Source organism: Blautia sp. AF34-10 (assembly GCF_003477865.1).
GTDB lineage: Bacteria > Bacillota > Clostridia > Lachnospirales > Lachnospiraceae > Fusicatenibacter > Fusicatenibacter saccharivorans.
Genome location: NZ_QUED01000003.1, coordinates 186,587 through 196,312 on the forward strand (window position 1 = coordinate 186,587; position 9,726 = coordinate 196,312).

At 42.9% G+C, this 9,726-nt stretch carries 6 protein-coding genes and 2 pseudogenes; all 8 read right to left on the minus strand.

Annotation, left to right across the window (positions count from 1 at the left end; all coding sequences use genetic code 11):
- Position 1 precedes the first annotated feature (1 nt).
- Positions 2 to 1,033: a type I-C CRISPR-associated endonuclease Cas1c gene (gene cas1c / locus DWZ60_RS03260; protein ID WP_118600807.1), complete on the minus strand. Its 1,032-nt coding sequence runs from the start codon at positions 1,031 to 1,033 to the stop codon at positions 2 to 4.
- The gene (cas4, locus tag DWZ60_RS03265) at positions 1,030 to 1,692 is read right to left on the minus strand and encodes a CRISPR-associated protein Cas4 (protein WP_118600809.1); all 663 of its coding nucleotides are present in this window, start codon (positions 1,690 to 1,692) and stop codon (positions 1,030 to 1,032) included. The genes cas1c and cas4 overlap by 4 nt, the downstream gene beginning before the upstream one ends.
- Positions 1,692 to 2,603 (minus strand): type I-C CRISPR-associated protein Cas7/Csd2, encoded by a 912-nt coding sequence (gene cas7c / locus DWZ60_RS03270; protein WP_118600811.1) that lies wholly within the window; start codon positions 2,601 to 2,603, stop codon positions 1,692 to 1,694. Before cas7c ends, cas4 begins: the two co-directional genes overlap by 1 nt.
- Positions 2,604 to 4,349 carry a type I-C CRISPR-associated protein Cas8c/Csd1 gene (gene cas8c / locus DWZ60_RS03275; RefSeq protein WP_118600813.1) on the minus strand — a complete coding sequence of 582 codons (1,746 nt, stop codon included), beginning with the start codon at positions 4,347 to 4,349 and terminating at the stop codon, positions 2,604 to 2,606.
- A complete protein-coding gene (cas5c, locus tag DWZ60_RS03280; RefSeq protein WP_118600816.1) occupies positions 4,346 to 5,008 on the minus strand; it encodes a type I-C CRISPR-associated protein Cas5c in 663 nt (220 codons plus the stop codon). Before cas5c ends, cas8c begins: the two co-directional genes overlap by 4 nt.
- A gap of 260 nt (positions 5,009 to 5,268) precedes the next feature.
- A complete protein-coding gene (gene cas3, locus DWZ60_RS03285) occupies positions 5,269 to 7,413 on the minus strand; it encodes a CRISPR-associated helicase Cas3' (RefSeq protein ID WP_118600818.1) in 2,145 nt (714 codons plus the stop codon).
- Between the two features lie 145 nt (positions 7,414 to 7,558).
- A pseudogene (locus DWZ60_RS21065) lies at positions 7,559 to 8,107 on the minus strand (carboxyl transferase domain-containing protein); the annotation flags it as partial.
- Between the two features lie 499 nt (positions 8,108 to 8,606).
- Positions 8,607 to 9,392: pseudogene (gene accD / locus DWZ60_RS21070) on the minus strand (acetyl-CoA carboxylase, carboxyltransferase subunit beta); the annotation flags it as partial.
- Positions 9,393 to 9,726: the final 334 nt, after the last annotated feature.

Here is a 9,726-nt window from a genome sequence, read left to right on the forward strand (position 1 = left end):
CTCACTTCCACAAAAATACAGGATAGCTGTCCAGATCCCCTCGCAGATATCTTGCGAGCAGCATCGCCTGCACATGAGGAACCATTCCCCATTCCACTTTTTCGTTTAGATAGGGATGCATAATTGTTTCTTTTTTCTTATTCTGCCACTCTGTCAGCAGTTTCTTTCGAAGTTCATCGTCCATCAAAACTGCGCCATTTTCTTTTCTGGTAAAATTCTTTCCATTGACGATTTTCTTATTAACAAGTGACAGCACAAAGCGATCCGCCATAACAGCTCTAAGTTCTTCAATCATATCCAGTGCCAGCGAAGCTCTGCCCGGTCTTTCGGTATGCAGATAGCCCATGTAAGGATCCAGACCGACCCCTTCCAACGCCGCTGCAATATTATTCGTCAGAAGCGTATACACAAATGACAGCATTGCATTCATGTTATCCATAGGCGGTCTTTTGTTCCGCCCTTCAAACTTGAAATCTTTCTTCTGCTGCAAAATCAATTCGTCAAACACGCCAAAATAAACACTTGCTGCTTCACCCTCAAATCCTCTTAACTGCTCTTTTGACTCACAATTTTGAATCAGCTTCAAAGAATTTTTCAGATTCATAGACGCCGTTTTGACCCGCTCCGCATCAATCTGCATTCCGTGGTCTCGCACCGCTCGTTCCAGTACCCATCTTGCATTGTATACTTTTCCCAGAATACAATTTTTCGCAATTTCAAGACTGATTTTCGAATCCATGCAGCTATTGTATTGCTGTTCCCGCAGAACAATATTTCCTTTTGTTTTTCCCGTTACTCTAGCCAGAAACTTTCCTTGTGGTGTCAGAAAACACAATGCTATATTTCGATCCGAGCAAGCTCCCATTAACGCCGGACTTACTCCACGATAACCAAAGGATACAATACTCTCCAAATTATGCAGCGGCAATCTTCCGAGTTCTTTATCATCCTCATAGATAACAATATTTTCCCCGTCAAGTCCCAGATAACTGTTCTCAGAAGTAACATACAACGTATTTAATAGCTTTTTCATTCCTCTTCCTCCAGTCTCTGTTCGATATAGGTTTTCACTGAAACCGTCTTATTCAGTTTCGGAAGGCAGATGTCCTTTAGTGAACATGCATTACATGCTTTGCTCGGTTTCACTTTTGGTGTATACTTTCGTGCATAATATTGATGCATTTCCGCCAACATATGAATTACTTCTTCCCGCAATTCTTCTGTAATTTCTATCTGCTCCCGTCTTCTTGTTTCGCCATAGAAAATTGCTCCCTGCGCCACTCTGGTCGAAAACATTTCCTCCAGACATAACGCCTGTGCCACCACCTGAAGCTTGTCTTCTTCCGTAAGCTTAGGTTTGCCTTTCTTGTATTCCACAGGAAACACAGAATACAATCCTCTATGTCCATGCAGTTGAATTCCATCTTCACACTTCTGGAATTCAACTACATCACACTCCCCGCTGATCCCAAGTTCTCTCGAAGAAACCGGCAGCGCACGAACAATAATCGTATCTTTCCGTTTTTCTGTCAAATAAGGATCGTGTGCCTTTTTATGCATTAGTTCACCCGTGACGGTATGTACGTTTTCAGCCCACTGCTGCTCCACATGAATCAATGCCCATTGTCTTCGGCAGAATTTGAAATGCTGAATTCCGGATATCATCAGATACTCATCTTCTGTATATTCCATCAGACCATCCTTTTCACCTGAATTGACTCAGGAATGTCTTCTTTGTGCAAAGTAACTGTATAGTCCTGATATTTTCTTGGATATTCTACATCTTCCTTTCTTTTTACTTCTACCGCGTCAAATAACTTATATGCAGGGCAGTCACCAAGTTCTTTACTATGCTTGAATACAATCAGTTCACGAACCGCCATTTTGCCTCTCGCTGCAGAATGGTCATGCTCAAACATATTGATAATTGCTTCCCACAGCAAATCAAGATCTTCTTCTGTAAATCCCGTTACTTTACGGGCAAGGTTTGCTGAGATGAATCCTTCCGCACGGTATAATGCATAAGGTACAATACTTTTACGCCCTATCTCTGTGTTTTTATCTTCTGCATCCTTTTCCGTTGTGATGGCAACTCTGGTAATTGTAACTTCCTGACTGATAATCGGATCAATACTGCGTGCAAATCCAATCTGCACCGGGCCTCTTACCTGACCACAGTTCAGTGATGCTTTCACAAAGGTCGTCATGACCGCACCAAAGGTTCGGATATCGAAAAAGTGATCACACATATAATTTCTTAATTTTACATCTGCATCCGGATCATTTCTTTTCAATTTTTTCAGTTCTTCTGTCACTTTTTTGTCTTCTGTTTCATTGACCCCCACCGATACGCATGCTTCCCGATCACCTCGGTTAAGCGGAACATCTTTTTTAATATAGATTTTATAGCCATCCTCGTCTTCTTTTACGGTTTCAACATAATTTCTGATCTTTCTTTTCAGGCACACATCTGTAACAAGACCTAAGCCACTTTCAGGGTCAACACGCGGCATATTTCCAGCATCTGGATCTCCGTTTGGGTTGCCATTTTCCACATCAAACAGTATTACAAATTCATATCTGTTTTTGATTACATCACTCATTTATTTTTCCTCCTGTTTTTCATTTTTGCTCTGTTTCTGATGATAATAGCCCAAAATAAATTTTCCCTGTTCTTCCAATGATAATCTTTTTGGAAAATATTCTACTTCTTCGAAAATTTCTCTCAGTCTATCCTCATAATATTTTGCCAAATTTGGTTTATCTCTTTCCAATTTTCGTATATGACTGTTTTTCAATCTCATCAAAATCGGAAATACCATCGCTGGCGTTACGCAGGCAGAGTTAAAATAACGATCTCGAATGGTAGATTTTATTTCTTTGTTCGTATTTATCTTATTCGCACCAATCTGAATTGCCTCCAAGATCGAAAAAGCCTGTCCTAATTTAAAAGCAACATCATTACTTGTTTTTCCTGAATTCATACACGCTTCGCCTTCCTCCCATTTGTAATTTTTAATAAGATACGCTTTTATAATCGCTGCTCTTCCCCAGGTTACATCTCCCTGATCGGAACGTATTCTTATCAATGTATCAATATACAAGCTTGCCGGATATCTGTTATCCGAAAGAATTGCCTCCAGCACCATTGCTGCCATATGGGCAATAGCCTTTTTGTTTTTGGTTCTTTGATTGATTGTCTCTTGTAGCAAATCATCGACCCCAAGATAATCTATTTCATCCTTTTTCAGTTTGGGAATATTAAGCCGCTGGTAATGTTTTTCCAGATTTTCCAACATATTTCCAAATGAATTTTCATAGAAAAATCTCACGGACAATCTTGCTGCATTTGGTGACAGACACAAAACATAAAATTTCTGATCCTTATTGATTTTTATATCTTTTACGTCTATATATTGCCCTTCTGTAAGCTTTTCCAATATGTCATGCACGATATCCTCATTATCCTTCGTTGGATTCAGAAATGTAGAAAAGAAATCCTGATATTCTGTTTTAGCTCCTTCCGCCCAATAAACAACCATGGACTCACCTAATGAGAATTTATACTTTTTTTGCGTCAAAAGATAATTCAACGATGTAGTATAAGCAAATTCTGCATATTTTCCAACAGGTGCATTGTAACTTTGTGTTTTTCCATAGGATTCAAACGCTTTTTCATTAAATGAAATCAACGAAGCTCCACTGCTCTGTGCACCTGGAATACCTTTAATATTTTTATGAATTCTGGAAATTTCATCCAAATTTCCTGTCACAAGACAAATTCCGGTTGCTTCTCCCTGTTTCTGATCCTGTGTCTTTTCCCATGCTTTCTGAACTTCCTCATCCTCCTGCGCATATTTCCCATTTACCCAGAAAATCAGATTGCCTCCTTCTGTCAGCTCCTCCCATGTTTCGGCAACTACTGGATTTTCCTTGGCCTGCTCTGGTTTCCAGCTTTCAAAGAATGCACAAATTGCATTTGCAGTTTCTCCCTGACTATTCTGTAATATCTGCAGATGTTTTTCTTTCGTCGCCTGAAAACATTCCTGCATTCTTTTGCTTGTTCCATCTTTGTCGATCCCTAACATGTATTTGGAATTGTCGCATAGAAAGTTAGCAGCTACACCTGATGATCGTGTTACCATCGTCGGCACAAATAACGGCTGCGGACTTAATATTGTTTTTTTTCCTGCCTGCACTTCTCTTTTCAAACTTAAAATAGCCTGAATTTTTCCATCGCATGACAATTGAATCCCATAAGAAATTTTTTCTGTGCACCATCCTCGCCTTGAAATCTTTCCTTGTTTTTCCAGGTCTTCGTAATACTTGACCAATGCTTGAAGAATCATCGTATCACCTCACAATTCCGTAAATCAATGACACCCTTTCGCATAACCGCTCGAAAAAACATTGGTTCAATGTTCTCTGGATCGGAATAATCCATGCCGAAAAGCATCAGTCCCATATCTTTTTCCTCTACATTCTCATACGCAGTGTGAATCTTCTCTTCTCCGCATAACGCAAAATGCGCCGGAAATTCTCGGCAACCAAAATAGGGCATGTGATAACATTCCCCTCTCTTGAGCCTTCGAAGCATAATGTCTTTAAATTTGCCTGGATTATCCGTTTCATTGGCCTTGTCCGTCATCTCAAAATGAGCTTCTATCACGTACTCTACATCTGTCAATATCACAGAAGCTCTCTGTACAATGTCCTGTTTTGTACTGATATACAATGGTTTTTCTGCTCCATTATATACTTCAAAAACCTTGCTTGCCAATGCCTTACTTTTTACTTCATTTCTTCGAACGCTGGTAAAACGAATCGGCTTATTCACATAGATTCGATCAATTTTCCATCTCAGGCCCGGATGCCAATAGATGGCCTCCAGGATGCCTCGCGCTGCGGAAGGTGTCATCACGTCGTAAGAATATCTTTCTACTTTTAACTCTGGTCTTGAAAAAAGTGCATAATCTCCCCATACTTTAACTTTTACTCCAATTCCCATAGGCGTTTCCTCTTTTCCTTGTTGTCAGACTTATGTCTTTCTTCCATTTTGCACTTGTATTATTATGTTTTCATAATACAATACCTTCTTCTGTAATTCAATTCAAATTTTACATAAAAATGTATTGAAATTTTTATGTATTTTGATTATAATAATCTTCGACAGGATCTCCATCCTGCGGATTGAAAAAATACATTTTTTTGTAGTGAAAAAACGAGAGGGAATGGAAAGTTTAAATGCTTCCATTCCCTCTCGCTTTCTCATACAAATAATGCTTTTCCCAGTTCAACTGACAAATCCAGTCCCATTTCTTCTGTATAACGTTTCAGATCTGTCAATTCATAAAAATCTTTTACATCGCCTGAAACTTCTCTTACGATTCCTGCTTCATAAAATTTTTCACACTCATTTTTCCGAATATTAATACAAAATTGTCCGGCTTTTCGCATATTACTTTTAGTGAATCCCTGACCCTTTATCTGCTGCAGAATCTCCTGAGCCTCTTTTGTACAACCAATAAATACTGCTACCGTAGCTCCATCAATTAACTGAAATTTCTCTGCTGTTTGTCTGAAATTATATTTCCCTTTTTGAAATTCCTGCAGAATTTTCTTTTTATCCAGATCTTCTCCCCTTAAATAATACAACCTTTCAAAATATGTTTTTATGGTTCCTAAATCTGAAATTTCAGCTTCATCTGCAATCAGACTTTTTGCCACATCAATTTGCTGTCTTTGTCCTGAAACGGTTTCTTTTTCATCGAATTGAAATATAAACACATTACTTTCAGAAACATCATACTGCCCTTCTCTATTGCATCTTCCCGCCGCCTGAATCATCGAGTCAATTCCCGCCAGTTGTCTGTATACTGTCCGGAAATCCAGATCCACTCCAGCTTCCACGAGACTGGTCGCAATTACGATACATTTTTGAGGATTCTTTTTGTCCAATCTTTTTCGTATCTGCTCCAATACTCGCTTTCTATGCTTCGGATACATACTCGTTGATAAGTGGTAACAGCCTTCGCCTTTTAGTTTCTGATATAATTTCTGCGCTTTTTTCCTCGTATTGACAATACATAATGTCTGGAATCCGCCTTCCAATCTGCTTACAAGTTCTTCTTCACTTAGATAGCCAAGATTTTTATAGCGCACTCGCTCAAAAAATCGGAATTGTTCTTCCATCCGCGGACATAGTTCTATTGCATTTCTCTCCTTTTGAAAGAGAGACTGCAATGCTGGCTGTGTAGCCGTACAGAGTACCACGCTTGATCCGTAACGGTCAATCAATTCTTCCATCGCAGCAATACACGGTTTCAGATAATCAACTGGCAGCATCTGCGCTTCATCAAAAATAATTACACTGTTGGCCATATTGTGGAGTTTTCTGCATTTTGATGATTTATTAGCATACAAAGATTCAAAAAACTGTACATTCGTCGTTACTACAACCGGTTTATCCCAGTTTTCCGCGGCAAGCTGCATCGGTTTGAATTCTTCTGAACTATCATAATCAACATTATAATGATTTTCCAGAACATTCTGATCTCCCAGAATTTTCCGGAAAACTTCTGCATTCTGCTCAATGATGCTCGTATATGGAATCACATAGATAATTCGATCCATATGATTGTACACACCATGTTTTAATGCAAATCCCAACGATGCGGTTGTCTTTCCGCCGCCCGTTGGAACCGTTAAGCGAAACAGTCCTTTCGAATTTTCCCCTTGTTCCATGCAGTTTCTTAAAATTTCCGTTCTTCTTCCATTAACTGACTCTGTTTCCTTATTTTTCAACCAATCTTCAACATGTTTCTCCAGCTTCTGCAAAAGCGTCGTCAGGTTCTCCCCCGCCTCGCGCTGTGTCTTCCCTGCTTTCATAAAATCTTCTGTATCCAGAAAATCTGCATCTACAAGGCAAGAATAAAGCATCCGCATAAAAAAGCTCAAAGAAAAATCTGGATTTTCTGTTTCTGTTGGATTGAATGGCAACGTTGTTAATGCCGGAATTTGTACTTCTGTTTTGTACGCTTGATAGTCTTCGATCCGCTTTTTCCTTCTCCCTGCCAATGTAGATGCACTTCCCGTATCCAGTTCATTCCCATAATCAGGCAGACCTGCATGGTGTCCTGCAATGCAATATTCTAATAGTGGATACATTCCCTGCTGTTCCAGACATAATCGAGCACCCGCTGTCGCGTGGTCTACACTGATACTATTATCTTCCTTGATTTTTCTCTGAAATTTGTCGCTGTACTTTCCAATATCATGCAGCATTCCACAGCAATAGCCCCATTCCCCTTTGCCAAATTTTTCCGCAAAATCCCTTGCCCGTTCTGCTGTTCCCAGCAGATGCTGCAACAACAACTGTACTCGATCTTCCTCTCGATGTGCTATATATTCCATTGTAAAATTCCCCCTTTGTTCTTAAAAATATATTAACCTAACTACTGCTAATTGTATATAAAAATAATCACCTGCTGTAAACAGATGATTATTTTTGAACTCAATTACATTTTATATAAAATGGATCGGTAACTATTTTCTTTTTTCAGATTTCCCGGAATCTCCGATACCTCTCCTCTACCAGCTCTTCCGCATCCAGCTCCGCATATTTCCCCATAAATTTCAGAATCTTCCTTCTCAGATCTCCACAAACCGCAGGTAATGTCTCCACCGTAAACTCTTCCGGTTCCGCCACAATCTCTTCTACGATTCCAAGCTCTTTCAAATCCCTCGCCGTCAGCTTCATCACCTCGGCGGCCTCCGGCGCGCGTTTGCCGTCTTTCCATAGAATACTTGCAAATCCCTCCGGCGACAGGATGGAGTAGATGGCATTCTGCATCATCCACACTTCATCCGCCACGGCGAGTGCCAGGGCGCCGCCGCTGCCGCCTTCGGAGATGACGATGGTAAGGACTGGGGTTTTTAAGGATGACATTTCATACAGATTCCGCGCAATCGCCTCGCCCTGGCCGCGTTCTTCGGCTTCCATTCCGCAGAAAGCACCTGGGGTGTCTACGAGGCAGATGACCGGGCGGTGGAATTTTTCGGCCTGTTTCATCAGACGCAGGGCTTTGCGGTAGCCTCCGGGGACGGCATGCCGAAATTGCGGTGGATGTTTTCTTTCGTATCCGCGCCTTTCGCCTCGGCGATGACCGTGACCGGTGTGCCGTCAAACGACGCAATACCACCGATGATCGCCGCATCATCGCCATACAGCCGGTCGCCGTGAAACTCGATAAAATCCGGAAACAGCTCCCGAATATAATCCCCTCCGACCGGCCGGTCTTTTTCCGCGCTTTCTGCACACAATCCCAGGCCGACGATTTCCGCAGATTCTCCCACTCCGTCTCTTCTTTTTCTCCCCGAAGCGATTTTTCCTGTCCGTCCCTGGCAGTTTCCGTATTTTCAGTTTCTTCTGCCAGCGCCTTCACGCTTTCTGCCGCAGTCTCTTCTTTCTGCAGTTCCTTCCCGTTTTCCTCCGGCACAGAATTCTTCATCAAATCGCCACTGCCCGATGCCATACCTTCCGCACGCTTCCCATGCATCCGCAGAATCTCCGCCAGCACCTCTTTCGCCTCTTCTCTTGGCAGAATCCGATCCACAAACCCATGCTCCACCAGAAACTCTGCCCGCTGGAACCCTTTCGGCAGTTTCTGTCCTATTGTCTGCTCAATAACCCTCGGCCCCGCAAACCCGATCAGCGCATGCGGCTCCGCCAGAATAATATCCCCCAGCATCGCCCAGCTCGCCGTCACGCCGCCCGTCGTCGGGTCCGTCAGCACACTCACATACAAAAGCCCCGCATCACTGTGTCTTTTCAGCGCCGCCGACGTCTTCGCCATCTGCATCAGAGAAACAATCCCCTCCTGCATCCGCGCCCCTCCCGAGCACGCAAACAAAATCACCGGCAGCGAGAGCTTCGTCGCCCTCTCCACCGCCCGCGTAATCTTCTCCCCAACAGCCTCACCCATACTGGCCATCATAAACCTGCCATCACAGACCCCGATCACCGTCTCCATCCCGTTGATCCGTCCCTTACCAGTCACAACAGCCTCCGTAAGTCCTGTTCTCTCCTGCAGAGCCCTCACCTTCTCTTCATACCCCGGAAACCCCAGCGGATTCCCCGCCGTCATCCCCTGATCCCATTCCTCAAAACTCCCATCATCCAGAAGAAACTCAATCCTCCGATACGCATGCACCCGAAAATAATTCCCACACTTCGGACAAATATAAAGATTCCTCTTCACATCCTCCGTAAAAATAGCCCCCTTGCAAGCATTACACTTCTTCAAAATCCCCTGCGGCGCCTCCGGCACCACCCCATCCGCCGTGTGCTCCTTCCGAAACACCGTCTTCTTAAAATACTTACCCAGCATCATACCACCATCACTCCTTACGTCATAACACTTTCACTCTATTGTCACCATAACAATCTTCCAACCTCACACCTCATCCATCGAGGCATTCATTCTCTCTTCACCGCTCACTCCTGCTATCCCAGCCGCACCGCCCCGCGTGTCGCTGACCACACTCTCCCAGTCGTGTGTCTGATCTCAGCCGCCCGGCAGTACAGCAGAGGGGGGGCGGCGCATTTGCAGGAGGAACTATAGCAAGACCCGAAAATAATGCAAAAAAGGCAGTGCTGCAGAGCGCGAATTGCAAGGAACAGATTTGAAGGCGTACCGGGGTACGACGAAAATCTGTGACGCAGTA

Coding starts and splice junctions, on each gene's coding strand:
- cas1c (WP_118600807.1), bottom strand. CDS start 1,033: ATGAAAAAGCTATTAAATACGTTGTATGTTACTTCTGAGAACAGTTAT.
- cas4 (WP_118600809.1), bottom strand. CDS start 1,692: ATGGAATATACAGAAGATGAGTATCTGATGATATCCGGAATTCAGCAT.
- cas7c (WP_118600811.1), bottom strand. CDS start 2,603: ATGAGTGATGTAATCAAAAACAGATATGAATTTGTAATACTGTTTGAT.
- cas8c (WP_118600813.1), bottom strand. CDS start 4,349: ATGATTCTTCAAGCATTGGTCAAGTATTACGAAGACCTGGAAAAACAA.
- cas5c (WP_118600816.1), bottom strand. CDS start 5,008: ATGGGAATTGGAGTAAAAGTTAAAGTATGGGGAGATTATGCACTTTTT.
- cas3 (WP_118600818.1), bottom strand. CDS start 7,413: ATGGAATATATAGCACATCGAGAGGAAGATCGAGTACAGTTGTTGTTG.